This window comes from Nitrosomonas supralitoralis (assembly GCF_003011925.2).
Lineage (GTDB): Bacteria > Pseudomonadota > Gammaproteobacteria > Burkholderiales > Nitrosomonadaceae > Nitrosomonas > Nitrosomonas supralitoralis.
On the sequence record NZ_PXXU01000001.1, the window covers coordinates 94358 to 112404 of the forward strand.

General features: G+C 43.8%; 15 protein-coding genes and 1 pseudogene. 8 read left to right on the top strand and 8 right to left on the bottom strand.

Translation table 11 applies throughout. The features are described 5' to 3' along the window. Positions 1-41 precede the first annotated feature (41 nt). Positions 42-554: a phosphohistidine phosphatase SixA gene (sixA, locus tag C7H79_RS00360; RefSeq protein WP_106705307.1), complete on the top strand. Its 513-nt coding sequence runs from the start codon at positions 42-44 to the stop codon at positions 552-554. Here sixA and C7H79_RS00365 read toward each other — a convergent pair. The 5 genes from C7H79_RS00365 to C7H79_RS00380 form a co-directional block, all read right to left on the bottom strand. Beyond that, positions 549-980: a helix-hairpin-helix domain-containing protein gene (locus tag C7H79_RS00365; RefSeq protein ID WP_106705308.1), complete on the bottom strand. Its 432-nt coding sequence runs from the start codon at positions 978-980 to the stop codon at positions 549-551. The two genes, sixA and C7H79_RS00365, sit on opposite strands and share 6 nt — an antisense overlap. A gap of 147 nt (positions 981-1127) precedes the next feature. After that, the gene (locus C7H79_RS00370) at positions 1128-1481 is read right to left on the bottom strand and encodes a YajD family HNH nuclease (RefSeq protein ID WP_106705309.1); all 354 of its coding nucleotides are present in this window, start codon (positions 1479-1481) and stop codon (positions 1128-1130) included. Positions 1482-1683: 202 nt separating this feature from the next. Next, the gene (locus tag C7H79_RS17785) at positions 1684-1833 is read right to left on the bottom strand and encodes a hypothetical protein (RefSeq protein ID WP_172592312.1); all 150 of its coding nucleotides are present in this window, start codon (positions 1831-1833) and stop codon (positions 1684-1686) included. Between the two features lie 200 nt (positions 1834-2033). After that, positions 2034-3866: an AMP-dependent synthetase/ligase gene (locus C7H79_RS00375; protein ID WP_106705310.1), complete on the bottom strand. Its 1833-nt coding sequence runs from the start codon at positions 3864-3866 to the stop codon at positions 2034-2036. An 80-nt stretch (positions 3867-3946) separates the two neighbouring features. Further along, positions 3947-6481, bottom strand: coding sequence for an acyl-CoA dehydrogenase (locus C7H79_RS00380; RefSeq protein ID WP_106705311.1), 2535 nt, complete (start codon positions 6479-6481; stop codon positions 3947-3949). A 709-nt stretch (positions 6482-7190) separates the two neighbouring features. On the opposite strand from C7H79_RS00380, the gene C7H79_RS00385 reads away from it, so the two are divergent. The 3 genes from C7H79_RS00385 (at position 7191) to C7H79_RS00395 (ending at position 10471) form a co-directional block, all read left to right on the top strand. After that, positions 7191-7445, top strand: coding sequence for a hypothetical protein (locus tag C7H79_RS00385; protein WP_106705312.1), 255 nt, complete (start codon positions 7191-7193; stop codon positions 7443-7445). Between the two features lie 31 nt (positions 7446-7476). After that, positions 7477-8277 carry a carbonic anhydrase gene (locus C7H79_RS00390; RefSeq protein ID WP_106705313.1) on the top strand — a complete coding sequence of 267 codons (801 nt, stop codon included), beginning with the start codon at positions 7477-7479 and terminating at the stop codon, positions 8275-8277. 583 nt (positions 8278-8860) lie between these two features. Continuing rightward, positions 8861-10471: an MFS transporter gene (locus C7H79_RS00395; RefSeq protein WP_242447059.1), complete on the top strand. Its 1611-nt coding sequence runs from the start codon at positions 8861-8863 to the stop codon at positions 10469-10471. Positions 10472-10507: 36 nt separating this feature from the next. Here C7H79_RS00395 and C7H79_RS00400 read toward each other — a convergent pair whose 3' ends face one another. Then, positions 10508-11080: an NADPH-dependent FMN reductase gene (locus tag C7H79_RS00400; RefSeq protein WP_242447060.1), complete on the bottom strand. Its 573-nt coding sequence runs from the start codon at positions 11078-11080 to the stop codon at positions 10508-10510. A gap of 994 nt (positions 11081-12074) precedes the next feature. Here C7H79_RS00400 and C7H79_RS00405 point away from each other — a divergent pair. Next, positions 12075-12407: pseudogene (locus tag C7H79_RS00405) on the top strand (hypothetical protein); the annotation flags it as partial. A gap of 415 nt (positions 12408-12822) precedes the next feature. Here the strand turns inward: C7H79_RS00405 and C7H79_RS00410 are convergent. Then, a complete protein-coding gene (locus tag C7H79_RS00410; RefSeq protein WP_106705317.1) occupies positions 12823-13005 on the bottom strand; it encodes a hypothetical protein in 183 nt (60 codons plus the stop codon). Between the two features lie 128 nt (positions 13006-13133). Continuing rightward, entirely contained in the window at positions 13134-14933 is a 1800-nt protein-coding gene (gene recQ / locus C7H79_RS00415; RefSeq protein ID WP_106705318.1) for a DNA helicase RecQ, read from the bottom strand. Positions 14934-15209: 276 nt separating this feature from the next. On the opposite strand from recQ, the gene glnA reads away from it, so the two are divergent. The 3 genes from glnA to C7H79_RS00430 all read left to right on the top strand — a co-directional run bounded on the left by glnA (position 15210) and on the right by C7H79_RS00430 (position 17709). After that, positions 15210-16619 carry a type I glutamate--ammonia ligase gene (glnA, locus tag C7H79_RS00420; protein WP_106705319.1) on the top strand — a complete coding sequence of 470 codons (1410 nt, stop codon included), beginning with the start codon at positions 15210-15212 and terminating at the stop codon, positions 16617-16619. A 99-nt stretch (positions 16620-16718) separates the two neighbouring features. After that, positions 16719-17258, top strand: coding sequence for a DUF4124 domain-containing protein (locus C7H79_RS00425; RefSeq protein ID WP_242447061.1), 540 nt, complete (start codon positions 16719-16721; stop codon positions 17256-17258). 1 nt (position 17259) lies between these two features. Next, a complete protein-coding gene (locus C7H79_RS00430; RefSeq protein ID WP_106705320.1) occupies positions 17260-17709 on the top strand; it encodes a DUF4124 domain-containing protein in 450 nt (149 codons plus the stop codon). Positions 17710-18047 lie beyond the last annotated feature (338 nt).

Sequence of the window (18047 nt, forward strand, 5' to 3'; positions counted from 1 at the left end):
TTGTGGTCCAATTAATTAATCTCATAATAAAAGTAAGCGTCATGCCTGAATATCAATTGTTTATTATGCGACATGCCAAATCAGACTGGTCTGAAGAAGGCAGATCGGATTTCGACCGCCCTTTGACAATCCGTGGAATAAAAGCTGCAAAGCAAATGGCTAAATGGCTAAAGCACAAGCAATATCACATAGATCGTATCATCTGTTCTCCTGCATTGCGAGCAAAACAAACCTGTCAGCTAGTCGCGAATACGTTGAACTTGTCTGAAAAAGCCGTACGCTTCGAATCCGGAATCTACGATGCATCACGTTATGACTTGACGGCACTGATCAAACAATACAGCAAGGGAATACATTCATTGCTCATCATTGAGCATAACCCAAGCCTCGATCAATTACTCTGTTATTTATCTCGAGAACCGCCACCCGTTAACAATTCCGGCAAGTTGTTGACAACCGCTGCCTTGGCTGTATTGAATTATGGTAGCAGTGCAATTTCAGCTACCTCTCATGAAGCACAACTGCGATACTTAATCAGACCCAAGGAGTTATGACTTCTTTTTGTTCTTTCCTTTTTTCTTGCCATCTTTCTTTTTATCTTTATCTTTCTTTTTTTTAAGTTTTTGCTTGTCTTTGTGCTTATCGATATTACGTTTCTTTTTCTTGCTTTCACTGCTAACACTGACTGGTTCAGGTTGACTCACTATCTGACTCGTCACAGTTTTCTTGACTGGAGTTTTTTTATCCTTTACCTGCGCACTTTCGATAACAGTCGTTAGTGGTTTAGCTGATTTAGCCTGTAAGCAATCAGCAGCCGATTTTTTGACTGCTCGCGCTCGTATCGCTCCGCTGAATCCAGGTATCTTCTGCAACTCTGCCAAATTGATAGCGGCCAATGCTTCGACTGTTTTGATTTTATATTCAGCTAAAACCTTGATTGTGGCAGGGCCGATACCAGTTACATCAGTTAACTTAACCATGACTAGTCTCCTGTTGGCTTGAAAATCGCATTATAACGGTCTATTCATTAAATACAACGAGCTTCAATGAAGCCCACTTGTCGATAAAAAATACAAACGAACATCCTGCAATAAGCAAGTCAGCTCACTTTATTTTCCACATTACGTCTATTTCTTCAGCATATCCTTAAGATTGGCAAAAGGATTATAAGTAGCGACCGATTCAGCTTGCCCGTTATTATCACGGCCCATCGAATCCTTCAACTTGGAATGTTCATTTTCATGGCAATAGGTGCAAAGCAATTCCCAGTTACTGCCATCCGACGGATTATCATCATGATTATTGTTCTTGTGATGCACTTCCAGTAATTGTAAATTCTTATGGTCAAATGTACGGGCACAACGGCCACATACCCAAGGAAACAATTTGAGCGCCTGCGCCCGATAGCCCTGCGCGCGTTTTTCTGCATTCTGGCGTGCTTCCAGAACCACTTTGTCCAGTTTACCGGGCTCTTTTGCCATTGATGTGTTTCCTTTATGCTGAGGGTCAAGTTAAGCAGCTATTTTCCTTATAGAATCGGACATACAGTAGATTGATTAGTATCTCCACACTCCACCTTTGCTGTAAAGAATAACCGTATTGTTTTAACAACAGATTATATAGGAAAGCCTCAAATAACTCACATTTGTCATTTCGTTATGCGAAATCCGCTGCCACCTGAACTCAAACCAGCAGCATCGCTTCATCATTGGTAAAAATGTGATAATGGCCAGCAATGCCGCCATCGGTCCAATCGCTGCTGAGTCCGACGACAATATCATTGTTATTGCCATCCACTTGCAGGATATTGCTGGTGCTCGACAGATTGAACACGTCCAATGCGGTTAAAATCAGTGTATGATCTCGTTGCCATTCATCGCAATGACTTCGATCACGCTGATCCTGCCACGCTCACTGGCCCGATCAAGATCCAAGTGATCTGCAATCCAGTTTAAGTGGATCAAGCCGGTATTGCGCCGTCCACTAACTCGAATTTAAGGTCACTTATTCTGATCGTGCCATCACACGACCTGTTAATGCCCTGCATAAAGCCCATCGATTTCCGCCTTGTGCTTCTCAAATACCTTGGCGCGCTTCAATTTCAGCGTCGGTGTCAGCAAGCCATTGTCAACGCTCCATGGCTCTCGCACAACTGCAACACGGCGTATTTTGGCATAGCCTGGAAATCCACTGGTTTGATGTGCAATTTTTTCCAATAAAATTTCTTCAATCCGTTGCCCTGATTGCTCATGCACCAGAACTTCCTCCAGACCATGCTGTGTGCTATAACTTTGCCAGTGCTTCGGGTTCAAGACAACCAAAACACTCAAGTAGGGGCGCGCTTCACCAACCAGCATGACTTGCTCAAATAGCGGATCACGCAAAATCGCCGCTTCCATATCAGCCGGGGGCACTTTTTCTCCGGTAGACAACACAATGATTTCTTTCAATCGTCCGGTGATGGTCACGTGGCCCTGAACGTCAATCGATGCGATATCGCCAGAATTCAACCAGCCGTCCGGTGATATAATCGCTTGCGTTGCGTCAGGATTATTCCAATAACCCAGCATTATGTTCGGCCCACGAATCAGCAATGCGTTATTTTCTCCCAGCTTGATTTCTACACCGGGAATCGGCAAACCGACACTAGCCGGCACATTATCTTCGAGTCGATTGGCACAGACGACAGGACTGCTCTCAGTCATTCCATATCCTTGCAGAATCGGTAGCCCGAGCCCAATAAAAACACGCGAAACTTCTGGCGACAATGCGGCACCGCCGCTCATCACCATACGCAATCGACCACCCAGTTTACCCATCACTTTATCAGCCACCAATTTTTTCAATAATGGCCACAACACATGTGACAGTCGCCTATATCCTCTGCCCTGCTGGCACTCAAACCGACTGTAACCCACATCGACGGCAAGATTAAATAACCAGCGCGCAAAACCGGAGCCTTCAGCCAGTTTTGCCTGTATGCCCGCATAAACCCGTTCATAGATACGCGGCACTGAAATCATTATTGTTGGCCGGATTATCAACAGATCATCCTGCAATAGCGGAATCGAACGTGCGTAAGCAATTGTGGCGCCCGTCATCATGGGCACATAATAACCAGCAGTGCGCTCAAAGGTATGTGATAAAGGCAAGAAAGAAAGCAGTATATCCTCGGGTATCACCTGGATAACTTTCAGACAGCTATATGCATTGGTCAGAATATTATGGTGACTGAGCATCACACCTTTGGGACGACCTGATGTGCCGGATGTATAGATGATCGTAGCAAGCGAATCCGGACTGCTGTTAATATGCTTCACCTCGGTGGCGCGCACTGACAGCCATTCCACTGCGGAAACGACGCGATCGTTATCGCAAGCGCCAGCATTATCCGATTCGTAAGGCCGGAGTATAATAATCCTTTGCAACTCCTCTATTTCATTCTGCAGAGTTACAAATTGCCGCCATTGTTGTGAATTTTCCAGTAACAGTAATTTTACATTTGCATCATTAATAACATAAGCCGCATTTTCAACTCGATCATCGGTATATAAAGGAATTACAACGAGCCCCAGACCCATTGCTGCCTGCTCGAACATCACCCATTCCGGACAATTTCTCATCATTACCGCGACACGGTCCCCAGGAACCAGAGCTTTTTCGTTAAGCAAAGCCGCCTGCCACCGCGCCACTTGTTGATTCATATGCTCCCAGGTATAGCTGCACCACTGCTCACTGATCGGATCAAAATACCGATAAGCGACTGACTGCGGCGAGCGCTGCACGCGCTCTCTGAAAAGACCATCCAGTGTTTTCGCTTTTTCCACCGGAATAACGCTGGTCATTGCGTCTTGCTCGATTTGCATAGCATTCCCTCTTATGCGCACACTCCAACTTTGACTACCGATACTGCGTCATCGTATTCACTGATATCTTACATACCAGTTCATTTAACTGTTTCCACAATCTCAGTATCTTCTGTCACAGGATTACTTTTCTTTCTGCTCGTGGTTTTGGCACTATTTTTAACTTTACCAGTGGTAGTTGTGTCATCAGTCTCATCCACAATATCATTATCGATAACATAATTAGCGTTGATAGCGCCTTTAGCGCTCATCACAGCATCAATGCTTCTGGTTGCACTAATACTTTCGTTATTAGAAGATTTTGCCTCTCTTTCAAAATCCTGTTTAAAATCATCAACTTTTATTACCTTGCTGCGTAAATCTTTCAATTTGTTCAGCAGGCTTGCTTCTACCTCGGTGATCACGTTCAATTGCACTGCCTGATCAATCTGTCCATCACCATGGTCGGAAATTTTGCGTAACTTGACAGCTTCCCGCAGCTTAGCTTCGATCGCTCCACATTCGATAACGCATTGCAATGCCTGCTCCAACTCAGCCATCGGTTCATGTTCTGCAGTCGGCACATGAATGCCGGCAGTCAATCGATCACGCACAGCACCGGGTGCCATCATTAGCCTGGCAACTTCATGTGCCAGCACATCAAGAGGCGGTCTACAACGCTTACCGAGCGGGAAGACCAAGACTCTCAGCAACCAAACGAAGGTAAAATGTCCCGGAATATTGGCCAGGAATTCATCGAATGCTTGTTGCATACGATAAATGCCATCCTGCATGGACCAGTGCAGCAATGGTAAATCAGAATTTGGACGGCCATCATCCTCAAAGCGCTTCAGCGTCGCCGAACATAAATACAACATACTCAGAATATCACCTAACCGGGCTGATAACCTTTCCCTGCGTTTAAGTGATCCACCCAAGCGTATAAGTCCGATATCCGCAATAAAGGCGAAACTGGCGGAAAAACGAGCCAATTGGCGATAATAGGCAGCCGTCTCCGGCGTACAGTTTTCCGGCGCATTGTCCTTGATGTGATTGCCGAACAATGCATACACAAAACTGTTCGCGGTATTCCGCAATATGAACTTTGCATGCCCGATTAAGGCTTCATCAAATGCCAGCGACGCACTATCTTGATTTTTATCATGCGCAGCATTCACCTCTTTTAACAGATAAGGATGGCAGCGTAATGCACCCTGGCCGAAAATAATCATGTTACGTGTCAGAATATTGGCACCTTCAACGGTGATACTGACAGGAATCTGCTGATAAGTGCGTCCCAGATAGTTTCTTGGGCCGATACAAATACCTTTACCACCGTGAATATCCATGGCATCGTTGATCGCCAATCGTCCACGCTCGGTCAAATGGTATTTGACGATTGCCGATGCCACCGAAGGTTTCTCACCCAGATCAACTGCAGCGATTGTCAAGACACGCGCGGCATCCATCATGTAGGTGTTACCGCCAATACGACCCAATGCTTCCTCGACGCCTTCAAAGTAACCGATCGGAGTTTTGAATTGCGTACGTACCCGGCTATAGGCGCCACAGGTGCGGGCAGCCAATTTAGCCGCACCCACACTGGTCGCTGGCAACGAAATGGCTCGCCCTACGGACAGACAATTCATCAGCATACGCCATCCTTGCCCAACACCTTCTTGTCCACCGATAATCCAGTCCATTGGAATAAATACTTCTTTACCAGAATTTGGACCATTCTGGAATGCGCCATTCAATGGATAGTGACGACGACCAATATTGACACCCGGCGTATTCGTGGGAATAAGAGCCAACGTAATGCCCAGGTCTTCCTCTTTACCTAACAACCGATCCGGATCATATAGTTTGAAAGCCAATCCCAGAATAGTTGCAACCGGTCCCAGCGTAATATAGCGCTTTTCCCAGGTTACCCGCATACCCAGGATGTCTGCTTTACCGTCATACTCGCCGCGGCACACGACACCAAAATCCGGCATCGCACCGGCATCGGAACCCGCTTCCGGTGAAGTCAGCGCAAAGCAAGGCACTTCCAATCCTTTGGCAAGACGCGGCAAATAATATTCCTTCTGATTTTCAGTGCCGTAATGCAATAGAAGTTCAGCCGGCCCGAGTGAATTTGGCACCATTACCGTCACCGCCGCCGTACCGCTACGCGAGCCGATCTTCATCACAACTTCTGAATGGGCCAACGCTGAAAAACCGTAACCACCATATTGCTTGGGAATAATCAAACCAAAGAAACCTTTTTCCTTGACGAATTGCCACACCTCCGGTGGCAAATCCTTTAATTCATGCGTAATCTTCCATTCATCCAGCATCACACACAACTGCTCTACCGGACCATCGAGGAATGCTTGCTCCTCTGGTGTTAATTGCGGCTTAGGATAAGCCAGTAATTTTTTCCAATCGGGTTTTCCGCTGAATAAATCGCCTTCCCACCACACCGTACCGGCATCCAATGCTTCCTGCTCCGTTTGCGAGATTTGCGGCAGCATTTTGCGAAAAATTTTCAATATTTGATTGGTAACCAAATGACGGCGTATCAATGGAACGGCCAGAATCAGACCAACGATGACAACCACGAACAAAATGACGTAGAAGAGAAACGCGAGCATGGTGATTTTCCCCTTAATGAGTTAAGTCCGATCAAGCTATAACATGACAATTACATAAGTCCTGATCCAGACGTGCAAAATCCTGCATCTTCCTAAAAAAAAGCTTTCAGCTTCAAATTTACATGATAATCCTTCAAATCCCTACTGTAACACCGAAGTTTCGACTTTATATTGTTGTGTAATTCATACACTCATATTTTTTATATGCTGAGTTTGTTTTCTCTTGATAATTATTATTCTAGGCTATTAGCATGATATATAACTACTTTTAAGGTGGCATTGAATCGGAATTTTAATAATGAACTGCTCCAGTTTTACCGAAGATTCTTTTTCTTATGAGGAGAGAGTTATAAAAAACCTGATATGCACCGGAAATATAGAAAGGGGCAATACGCTTGATTTATGAGCACCAAAGAAATATCTCTCAAGAGAATTTAAATTTCTCGCAGAATAACACTCTGTAATAAAAGATGTTTAGGAAAAATGTGTTAGCTCAGAATTGAGCTTATAAATCTACAATTTTCGTAATTAACAAGAACAAATTTAACTTCAATTGTAATAAAAATGATATTGTCAGCTGTTTTTGTTGACACTTTATTAACACATTCATAACATTCTATTAACATTTTCTCAACTTCCTTGTGATAATGTGCAAGCCACATTTTGCAAATTGTGAATAAAAATCTTTCTTTAATTAAAGAGGAAAATCATGCTTATAAAACTATTTTTGGCTGTGTCATTAAGTTTAAGTATTGCTTCATGTTTTGCTGAGTCAGATGATAGTAAATCAAAATTGCTGATTGAACCTAGTCAGCAAAAAAGATCATCGCCTGACGCTAGCCAGCAGAAACAATCCGCTCAACCCAATGCGTCAACTGAGAGCACAAGCTCTCAATCATCTCAAGACTCCAATCAGGATAATAAGCCATCAATGATTGAATACTGTAGAAATCACCCTTGCTAATCCAATTACTATTTGCAATCGGAGTTAATTCATGAATACAAAGATATTGAGAAACTTGGCTTTTACAATTTTTACATGTTACGCAACCCTGGCTGTCTCTGCTTCACCGCACTGGAGCCATGATGAACAGGCAACTTGGTGGGCAATTCAGGATCCAACACAAAACGTGCCACTGAACTATCCTTTTGGAGAATGTGGTATAGGCAAGCATCAATCCCCGATTGATCTTGGAGCTGCAACTATCAACGACTCAAAACCTCTCAGTAAACTAGCAGCTTTATATGGCACTGACACTGCACCGGTTTTCTTCAATAGCGGGCATGGCGTGCAAGTAAATACATCTACAGATTATAAGGGTGCGTTGATGATAGGAGAGGAATCATTTCCATTGATTCAATTTCACTTTCATGAACCCAGTGAACATGTCGTGAAAGGCAAAAATTTTCCGGCCGAACTGCATTATGTTCATATCAATGAGGATGGAAGGATTATAGTCCTGGCTGTCGCAATTGATATTGGTGATGAGAATCCAATATTTGGAACCATTCTGGAAAACACTCCACATGAAGAAAACGGTAAGAACGCAAGTGCCGGCATACAGATCAATCCTGCACAATTGCTTCCTGCTGATCTGGATCCCGCAAACCTGGATTACTATACAATTGCAGGTTCATTAACTACGCCACCATGCAGCGAAGGCGTACAATGGTATCTTCTGCCCAAAGTAATCACGGTTTCAGCTGCACAACTTGAGCAGCTCAAAGGGTTTTATACCAATAATGCAAGAGAAGCTAAAGATTTGAATGGACGATCTTTGCTTTCATCGCAATAAATAATATGGTGAGTGTATTGACACCATCGCTCAGTAATAATTGAGTTGAACGGACCTCAACCGCAGGACACACCGAAAAAAAAATTTTATTTAGCTTTTAGTATGAGTTAAAGATTTGATAAGTGCTGCGATTTTAACAACCTGTTCAACTATTACTGCTTGTTGCTTCAACAGTGTTGATATACAAGATATTGTCTTGAAAACTCAATCAGCGCATCTGTTATAACACTGCCGGCGATACCAACCGTCGGCAGTGTTATTTTCTTGCGCATTCCCACATCTAGTCATGCGCTATAGCGCATCGACAGAAACTCGGCGTCCAAAAGACCTCAGCTCATGACCACGAGTTGGTAGTATGATATATACATGCCTTCTGGATGAGACGAACCAGATTTATAATGACAAGAATACGAGCACATCTGGGGACAACCAGGATTGCAGTCCAATATAGCAAGGATAATTTCCACAACAAACATCAACCTTCGCAGCCAAGAATATAAATTTTTCTGCTTCTATCATATACTTATGAAGATACGATAGTGGAGCTTGGAAGAATCTGGTCTTTCAGTATGCAGGCAAAAACTTGAACGACTTAATCAATACGACATCGACATGGTCTCCGCTTAGGATTCCTGTTTTTCGTATGTTATGGGTGGCCACCCTCGTGTCAAACATCGGAACCTGGATGCATGATATCGGCGCTAGCTGGTTAATGACCACTTTGTCGCCAACACCGATAATGGTAGCGATGATCCAGACCGCTACCACTCTGCCCATTTTTTTATTGGCCATGCCCGCGGGCGCCTTGGCTGATATCGTTGATCGACGCAGCTATCTTATCGTAGTGCAGTTATGGTTGGCACTGGTAGCTGGGCTACTAGGATTTATGACGCTGAGTGGTATTACCTCGGCATGGACTTTGATCGCATTGACTTTTGCGATGGGAATCGGGACAGCAATGATGATGCCAGCGTGGGCTGCGATGACGCCGGAACTTGTGCCGCGCACTGAGTTACAGTCTGCTATCGCTTTGAATAGCCTCGGTATCAATATGGCACGTACAATTGGTCCGGCACTGGCCGGAATAATTGTATCCTTTGCTGGAACGGGTCCAGTATTCATTTTAAATGCGTTCTCATATTTACTTGTCATCTTAGCTCTGGCACGCTGGCAACGCGAGGTTCCGATCAGTGAATTGCCGAACGAAAGATTTTTTAGTGCTCTACGTTCCGGCTTTCGTTTTGCACGTCACGCACCTGATCTTCAAGCAGCTATCATTCGAGGGTTTGGATTTTTTCTTTTTGCCAGTGCTTCCTGGGCTCTATTGCCACTATTGGTCAAGAGCATGACAATTGGAGGGCCGGAGACATTCGGTATCCTGGTAGCTTCCATCGGCGCTGGAGCTGTCATCGGAGCTCTCGTGTTACCCAAGCTTCGTAAAAAAATCTCACGTGATATGTTAGTTGCGTTAGCGGCAGTCGTGTATGCAAGCACCATGTTTGCGTTGGCAATCTTTGATCAATTGATTTTTCTGTGTTTGGCGATGAGTGTGAGTGGAATTGCATGGATCACTGTCTTGTCATCACTCCAGGTAACGGCGCAAATGGCACTTCCGAATTGGGTGCGCTCACGTGGGCTCGCTGTATTTATGGCTGTCTTCATGGGTTCTATGGCACTTGGCAGCCTGCTGTGGGGAAAAGTTGCTGAAATGACAAGCATTTCAACATCATTGATGCTTGCAGCGATCGGTACATTAGTAGCCGTACTGGTCACTTGGCGCTGGCACATCGGTGACGTTGATGATGTTGATCTCACACCTTCAATGCATTGGCCGACGCCATTAGTGCATGAGAGTGTGTCACATGATCGCGGGCCGGTCCTGATAACGATTCAGTATACGGTTCGGAACGACAAAACAAGTGAGTTTTTAACCAAGATACGTGAACTCAGTAAACGCCGTCGTCGCGATGGTGCTTTTGCCTGGGGCGTGTTCGAGCATACCGAGAAGCCACATCACTTTATTGAATCCTTTTGCGTCGACTCATGGATCGAACATCTTCGTCAGCACGAACGCGTAACTCATGCGGATCGAGATTTACAGACAGAAATTCATACATTACTCGTAAGCGGAAGCGAACCTATAGTCACCCATTATGTAGCGCCCAAATTCACCGCTGCAAAGACAAAAAGATAAGAATCGTATCATCGTCATTTTCAGTGCCTGAGTATTTTATTTCTGCACCTTGTCGTTGACTTGAATAAATTCGACAAACCCAATAAGGAAGTCTGCCAGTTGTTTGCGCACCTTTTCATCTACCATCTCGCCGGACTCATTGAAGACTTGATGTGCCCGAGAAACCAATAGTCGTCCACCGAACCACGGATGCGTTCCTAATGTTCGTAACACAGGCAGCCAGGCATTTTGTGAAAGTACTGTACCAAATCCACCGGGAGTGGTGCCTATTATTGCAACCGGACGACTACCGAAAACCCGTGCAGTCGCGCTCGGTGGCCGTGACAGCCAGTCCAACGCATTCTTGAATACGCCGGGTATGGAGTTATTGTACTCCGGCGTAGCCAGTAATAATCCATCAGCAGCCGCAATTTTCTCCTGTAGCGTAATTACTGTTTCGGGAATACCTTCGGCACTCTCAATATCTCCGTCGTAGAGTGGGATACCCTTGAGCGTTTCGATCTCAAATGCAACATTGTTGGGAGCCATTTCTTTGGCTGCACGTAAAAGTGCAGTATTGAATGAGCCACTCCGCAGACTACCCGTAATTCCGATAATTTTTATCATCATATCTTCCTCTTATGTTTTAACTGGCTAAATATTTATGAGTATCTTCTTATCAAAAAACAATCGACATCTTCAAATCTCTTTCTCAATGAGGATCTCTGCCAGACAAAGCAACCAGATGATCAATGATCATACGAACTTTATTTAACAGATGACGATTTTGTGAATAAATCTCGTAGATTTTATCTGCCATCGGGTGATGAACGGCAATGCATTGATTAACTGACCTTCCATCAAGACTCCCACAGCTATAAATATTGGAAAAATAGTAATTCCAAGCCCTGAAATCGCTACATTGCGCATTGGCTAGCCATCATTAGGACGATTCGACTGCGATTAATCTTTGAACGGAGCCTATGTCTTGTTCAATAAGTGCTTCTGTTGACTGATCAAACTGCAACATTATTGCACGCTCACGCTGATAGAATGCAGTTTCTTTATCTGTCGAGGGCACACTACGCCTGATCAATGCAACCACTCAACCTTTAAGACAGTTTCGGGATCTCTGGTACGTTTACTGACAACGAATTTTGACAGACCAATACGCTGTGCTGCACACGCTGATACTGCCAGTTACCATTGCCTGTAGAAAGGCATTCATGTTATCAAATTGATGTTGCATTGTTCTGTATTCCCGAACGCGACTTTTGAAGAAACCTAGGTTTTCAACAGTGTGTGAACGTATAGCCTACGAAGGCTATATTATAGTAGGAGGAAAAAGAAGATGCTCACAACCAAACTTGGGTCAACTGCCGAGAAACTCCAACATATAATGCGTAGTAATGAGCTTTATTGGATCGACAACAGCTTTCCTGTTCCTTCCCTGTTTAGTTAGCCACAGCCGGGAGTAACCATTAGTTCTTTTTTACTGTTTGATTATGCAGACCCGCTGGAATTTCCGCCGACAACTAAACGCATAGGCGTAGATGAACATCCTCATCGTGGCTTTGAAATATAGTAGCGAAGTAGAACATCACAACAACTCAGACGAGGGGGAAAGATAGGCCCTGGAGATGTGCAATGGATGTCTGTCGCTTCGGGTATTGTTCACAAAGAATTTCATGATAGAGATATTGCACAGCGCGATGGATTGTTTGAAATAGTGCGGCCATGGATGAATTTACCTGCCAAAGATAGAATATCACCAGCACGTTACCAGAATATTCTGAACAACCGAATACCTATCTCTAAACTTCCTGATGATCAGGGAAGCGTGCGCGTTTATACCGTGCAAAGGAGCGCGTCCAATCAACTGCCTGCGGTCAAAGCAGAATCGCAGGGAACCTGGAATCGTTCAGATGCATTGAAAATTATTCATACTTATGCTTAGCTTGTTGAGGCAAGTTTGGCATGATCACTTCCATGAGTTGCAAGAGCGATTGATATAACAATGCTTCAATGGAAAAAAAACTTCTGGAACATACTTAAAACTGAACTGGCGTATTCTTAAAATTCTTGACGCGACCAAGCAGCAATTCAGGAGAATACCGAATACACAGGAAACTTCTATAATCGGCAACGAAAGCAGAAAGAACCGTGTTATTTCTCACCATCAAAATTTATACACTACGATACTATACAAATCTAGTCACTGCTGAACCTTAACCACATGGATTCCATTTTTTACGGCTTCTATCAAACTTGTAAACAAGCATAATTACAGAGACAAAAAAAACCGCCTCTTCAGGCGGCTTTTTTTGTCTCACGTTTGAATGAGATTATTGTGCTATGAAAATCTTTGACAATTAATGTCCAGGTTTGCTGGTTCCACCGTAAGGGCGGGGATCTTGTCCCTCTTTCAGGCAATTACCATTACCATCTATTCCAAATTGGCAGTCATCGGCGCTAGCGCTTGGATCGCCCATATCAGCGCTTCCGCAGGCTGTTAAAAAAACTAAAAGCGCTACAGTAAAAATTGATAATTTCATCACATAATTTCCTTATTTATATTTACCATATTTATTTTGAGGATTTGAGTATATAACAGAACAGAAAAAAATTTCAAGCACTTGGTTATCAACACCCCTTAACTTAAATCATGTCAAGCGATGCTTTCTTAGCTCCCACGCAGGATTTCCACCAGGTGATGGCCATATTTATCGAGTTTGCGTGCACCGACGCCTGTCACTTGGCTCAATTCCTCTTCCGTTTGTGGGCGTAAACGCACCAATTCATGCAAAGTAGCGTCATGAAAAATTACGTAGGCCGGAACACCATGCTCTTTGGCTATCTTCGCCCGCCATAAACGTAACTGCTCCCACAAATAACGCTCAGCTGAATCCAGAGGCATCGGATCATCATCACTGCGCTTTCCAGATAATCGCTCTGTTCTTGTTTGCTGACGCAAATAGACGCTCTGCTGGCCTTTAAGTACAGCACGGCTAGCCTCTGTCAGATGCAAAGCACCGTGCCCTTCACTGTCCGTTGTCAACAAGCCTAGCGCAACAATTTGGCGAAATATCGCACGCCAGGTTTTTTCAGGCAACTTTTCTCCAATCGCAAAAGTACTGATTCTGTCGTGATGCCATTCTTTTACACGAGCGGTCAGATTGCCACGCAAAACATCAATCAAATGGCCTGCGCCGAAAATCTGTCCGGTACGATAAACGCACGACATAGCCTTTTGCACTTCGACTGTAGCATCCCAGACTTTGGGCGGGTTTAAGCAAGTGTCACAATTTCCGCACCCCATTGTGTCGATTATCTCACCAAAATAACTTAACATTCGAATACGACGACAGTTAGTCGTCTCGCATAGCGACAACATGGCCTCCAGTTTACGCGCGGAAACTTGCTTAAATTTAAGCTGCGCATCGGATTCTTGAATCATACGTCGCAGCTGAATAACGTCGCCGAGACCATATGCCATCCAGGCATTAGCTGCCTGTCCATCGCGCCCAGCCCGCCCGGTTTCCTGATAATATCCCTCAATGCTTTTCGGTAAATCCAGATGCGCAACAAAACGTACATCCGGCTTGTCAATACCCATACCGAACGCAATCGTAGCAACCATCACGACACCCTCCTCGCGCAAAAATTTTTCCTGATTCATGCTTCGCTGTTGCATGCTCATCCCAGCATGGTAGGCTACCGCATGCAGGCCTTGTTTCTTCAACCAAAGAGTCGTTTCTTCCACCTTTTTACGCGACAGACAATACACAATTCCAGCATCTCCTGGATGTTCCGCTTGAATGAAAGTCAGTAGTTGCGAGCGGCTGTTGGTTTTATCGACGATCTGATAGCGAATATTCGGCCGATCAAAACTCGACACAAATATCTTGGCGATATCCAGCCCAAGCCGCTCAATGATTTCCTTACGCGTTTCCATGTCAGCAGTTGCCGTTAATGCAATACGGGGAACCTCAGGAAAGCGTTTGTGCAAAATGGATAACTGAATGTATTCTGGACGAAAGTCATGTCCCCATTGCGAAACACAATGGGCCTCATCAATTGCGAACAAGGCAAGCGGAATGCGTGCAATTAGATTCAGAAACCGCGCAGTCAACAAGCGCTCAGGTGCCACATACAGCAAATCATATTGGTTTGCTAAAAGCCTCTGCTCAACCTGCATAGCTTCTTGTTGTGATAGTGAAGAATTCAGAACCGCGGCACGCACTCCAATCTCGTGCAATGCAGTAACTTGATTCTGCATCAAAGCAATGAGCGGAGACACGACAATAGCGACACCATTACGCAATAACGCTGGAATTTGATAACACAACGACTTACCACCGCCCGTTGGCATCAATACCAAACAGTCGCCTCCATTGGCAAGATGCGCAATTACTTCCGCTTGCTGCCCGCGAAAAGCTGGATAACCAAAAACTTCCTTTAGTATGTTAAGTGCTTCGGACATTCAGAATAGAACTACTGCAAATTCCCACTGATTAACCAGAACAATGCATTATTGATATACACATTGCCTGCAAATTGACTTCCCGCGAACCAAAACGACATTGTTCATGATACTACAATAGAATGCACAGCCAGATACATGCTGATCTATTCCCATTCAGTTTGGTTGATAATAATCGTTAATATCGTTTCAAATTATTCGGCTGTTGTGCTGGTATAATCTTATCTGAGTGTGCTTCTTTTATAAAATACGTGACGTTAGTTGGGAGAAATAAATATGGTGGTAGCTGATGTTTTGAAATTGATTCAAGACAATGAAATCAAATTCGTTGATTTGCGTTTTACCGATACCAATGGAAAAGAACATCATGTCACTCTGCCGGCACACACTTTTGATGCAGATAAATTTGAAGATGGTCACTCTTTTGACGGATCATCAATTGGTGGTTGGAAAAGCATTCAAGCTTCAGATATGTTATTAATCCCTGACCCTGATACCGCCAATTTAGATCCATTCATGGATGAACCCACACTGTTGCTTACCTGCGATGTGGTCGAGCCCGCTGATGGCAAAGGGTATAGCCGCGATCCACGCTCATTAGCCAAGCGTGGAGAAATTTACCTAAAATCAACTGGCATAGGAGATGTTGCCTACTTCGGCCCGGAACCTGAATTCTTTATTTTCGATTCGGTACGTTGGCATACCGGCATGTCGGGTTGTTCGGTCAAAATAGAATCAGATGAAGCAGCCTGGAGTTCGGCAATCAAATACGAAAGCGGTAACGTCGGTCATCGCCCCGCCATCAAAGGAGGCTACTTTCCTGTCCCTCCGGTAGACTCATTACAGGATATTCGCTCTGCAATGTGCTTGACTCTGGAGGAAATGGGTGTAGCCGTGGAAGTTCATCACCATGAAGTAGCTACCGCAGGTCAATGCGAAATAGGCACGCGCTTTAACAGTCTTGTAAAACGCGCGGACTGGAACCAGGTCCTTAAATATGTCATACATAACGTTGCGCATTCATACGGCAAAACGGCAACTTTTATGCCCAAGCCGATCGTGGGCGATAATGGTTCCGGCATGCATGTGCATCAGTCGATCTGGAAAGATGGCAAAAATTTATTCTCTGGCAATGGTTACGCAGGCTTATCTGAGATCGCTTTACATTATATCGGCGGCATCCTCCGGCATGCCAAAGCACTTAATGGCATCTGCAATCCTAGCACAAACTCATATAAACGATTGGTCGCCGGATTTGAAGCTCCGATCAATCTGGCTTATTCAGCCAGCAACAGATCGGCTGCAATTCGTATTCCACATACTAGCAATCCCAAGGGGCGACGCATTGAGGTTCGTTTTCCCGATCCAACTGCGAATCCTTATCTAGCCTTTACTGCATTAATGATGGCTGGTTTAGATGGTATCCAAAATAAAATACACCCTGGTGATCCAATGGATAAGAATCTTTATGACTTACCGCCAGAAGAAGCCGCCAAAGTACCTAATGCCTGTGCCTCGTTAGATGAAGCTTTGGAATGCTTGGATAAAGATCGGGATTTTCTGATTCGTGGTGGCGTGTTCTCCAATGATCTGATCGACGCATTTATTCAGCTTAAGATGGATGAGGTGAAATTATTACGCGCCACTACACATCCAATTGAATTCGATTTATATTACAGCTTATAATTTTTACAAATTCAGCAAAATAGAATACGCTGAGCAACACTAATAACCCATAAGATTGACGTATACCTGATACATATTAAGTAGAGTAATAAGGAGGAATTGGTAGTTCTTTTTTTGCTTTTCATTAAAGAAAACTTTGATAAACTTATCAGTCGGTTGCAACTGTCATCAATATTCTTTCAGAAAAATATGAAAACTAGAACATTATTGATTTTATTGATCTTTATACTTCCGGTTGGCTTCCCTCAGGCAATAGCCGGTTCAGAAATTTATAAATTTGTAGATAAAGACGGCAATATCACATTCACAAATCGCCGCATTTCAAATGCAGAAAAAATTTCTATTACCTCGTTCTCCAGAAATACAATATCCAGTCAACCAAAAACAAGCCTAAACTCAAATCTTCCGCGCATAAAAGAAACAGCACAGAAAGATCGTGATGGCATGCGTCACCAAATTCTCAAGCAAGAGCTCATAGCTGAAGAAAAGCTATTTAATGATACGCAGAAATTTTTGGATGAGATCCGCAATAAGCCCGAATTAAACAATAGTTCTCAGGAAAAGGTTGTACAGTTGCGAAATAAATTGTTCAAGCATCAAAGAAACGTTGCGGCTTTAAAAAAAGAACTCAACCGATAAAATGTCAAGAAACAATCTTTTGTTCATTACTTTAATTTTCTTCTCTAGCTTATCTTATGCGGATGTTTATAAACAGATCGATGAGCATGGCAACGTAACTTACTCGAATATCCCTTCCAACGATGCCAAGCGCATTGATTTACCATCGATTATTGTCGTACCACCTGTAGATTTGGGAGCAGTTGAAGAGCGTATTGAGAAGCGAAGAGAATCGATGAAAGTCGAAACCCAACGCGAACAACTGCAAAATAAAATTGCCGAGGAAGAGAATCAGCTCAATGAGGTAAAAAACGAATATAAAGATGGCATGCCGGATCGCCTGGGAAGTGAACGCAATTACCAAAGATATCTCAATCGGGTAGATAGATTACGAGAGGAAATCAGTACTCGCGAAAAAAATCTGGAATTAATGAAGGATGATCTGAAAAAGATACCGAGTAAAATTAGATAATACACTAACCCACTTTTGATTCTGACAGTTTCAACAATTACTCCGAATTGAATCTGACATCGCTTGACTGAATTCGACACCAAGCAGATAACAAAATAGAGGGAAATTTATTGTGCGAGCTTATCGGTCGGTGCATATCTCTAGTTTCATCTGTTAGCTCTTCTAATGGTTTGTGATAACTTTCGTTTGCTATTGATTTCTCCTGCGGTACAGTTATGTGTGATTTAAGCAGATGATTTATAATACTTAACAAGTAAAAATATGGCTTTCACATATCGGTCAGACTTTTAGCATTAACAGCAATAAAGCTATTATATTTATGTGGTTAATTATTTACT

Excerpts from the sequence above, each read along its gene's own strand:
- sixA (WP_106705307.1), top strand. The coding sequence starts at position 42 with ATGCCTGAATATCAATTGTTTATTATGCGACATGCCAAATCAGACTGG.
- C7H79_RS00365 (WP_106705308.1), bottom strand. The coding sequence starts at position 980 with ATGGTTAAGTTAACTGATGTAACTGGTATCGGCCCTGCCACAATCAAG.
- C7H79_RS00370 (WP_106705309.1), bottom strand. The coding sequence starts at position 1,481 with ATGGCAAAAGAGCCCGGTAAACTGGACAAAGTGGTTCTGGAAGCACGC.
- C7H79_RS00375 (WP_106705310.1), bottom strand. The coding sequence starts at position 3,866 with ATGCAAATCGAGCAAGACGCAATGACCAGCGTTATTCCGGTGGAAAAA.
- C7H79_RS00380 (WP_106705311.1), bottom strand. The coding sequence starts at position 6,481 with ATGCTCGCGTTTCTCTTCTACGTCATTTTGTTCGTGGTTGTCATCGTT.
- C7H79_RS00385 (WP_106705312.1), top strand. The coding sequence starts at position 7,191 with ATGCTTATAAAACTATTTTTGGCTGTGTCATTAAGTTTAAGTATTGCT.
- C7H79_RS00390 (WP_106705313.1), top strand. The coding sequence starts at position 7,477 with ATGAATACAAAGATATTGAGAAACTTGGCTTTTACAATTTTTACATGT.
- C7H79_RS00400 (WP_242447060.1), bottom strand. The coding sequence starts at position 11,080 with ATGATGATAAAAATTATCGGAATTACGGGTAGTCTGCGGAGTGGCTCA.
- C7H79_RS00410 (WP_106705317.1), bottom strand. The coding sequence starts at position 13,005 with ATGAAATTATCAATTTTTACTGTAGCGCTTTTAGTTTTTTTAACAGCC.
- recQ (WP_106705318.1), bottom strand. The coding sequence starts at position 14,933 with ATGTCCGAAGCACTTAACATACTAAAGGAAGTTTTTGGTTATCCAGCT.
- glnA (WP_106705319.1), top strand. The coding sequence starts at position 15,210 with ATGGTGGTAGCTGATGTTTTGAAATTGATTCAAGACAATGAAATCAAA.
- C7H79_RS00430 (WP_106705320.1), top strand. The coding sequence starts at position 17,260 with ATGTCAAGAAACAATCTTTTGTTCATTACTTTAATTTTCTTCTCTAGC.